The organism is Xanthomonas pisi DSM 18956, from assembly GCF_001010415.1.
GTDB classification, from domain to species: Bacteria; Pseudomonadota; Gammaproteobacteria; order Xanthomonadales; family Xanthomonadaceae; genus Xanthomonas; species Xanthomonas pisi.
Map to the genome: position 1 here is coordinate 1 of NZ_JPLE01000151.1, position 687 is coordinate 687.

General features: G+C 45.0%; 1 protein-coding gene. It reads left to right on the plus strand.

From position 1 onward, the window contains the following. Positions 1 to 348 precede the first annotated feature (348 nt). Positions 349 to 651, plus strand: coding sequence for a hypothetical protein (locus tag Y887_RS17490; RefSeq protein ID WP_046965562.1), 303 nt, complete (start codon positions 349 to 351; stop codon positions 649 to 651). Positions 652 to 687 lie beyond the last annotated feature (36 nt).

Below are 687 nucleotides of genomic sequence, written 5' to 3' on the forward strand. Positions count from 1 at the left end.
GCGTCGTTAATTCCTTCGCCTAAGCGAACGCCGGAGCATTTCGCGAGAATTTCGCCGTAAGTAAGCGTAACGCCCTGGACTTCGGCGGTTGCGTTTTCGAGGGTAAAGCGGGTAACGATAGTCATAATAAACTCCTAGTTGGGAGAGGCGTTAACGACCTATTCGTTAACTCATCCCGTCCCGATATGAGTACATTATAATATAGTGTAGAAAAAAGTAAAGCACTTTTTCGATAAAAATGCGATAAATTATTTTATCTTTTTCTTTACTTCTTCGTACACTCGCGTATACTTGTTTATATCGAGACGGGCGATGGCCCTTCCTTCTACTAGCATCGGGAGTTTTATTATGACCACTTTAATCTCTTCTATCCTTACTTACGACGAAGACCGTTTAACCGTTCGCTCTCTTATCGCCGCCGTTAACGCGGAACTAGAATCCACCATTATTAAGGTCCGCGCGGTCGCTTTCGTCGGCCTTTCCTTCGACGATATTAAGTACGCCGAACGTAGCGCCATCTGCTTCGCGAAGACCGACGACGAAGCCGTTACCCTTATCGAGACGGTTACGCCGCGCGGCGAAGCGTTAATTATCGTCGAGTATATCGACGTAGAAGGCGATAAGGCTTATAAATATTTTATTGCAGAATAACGAAAAAGTGCTTTACTTCTTCGTACACTAAGACTA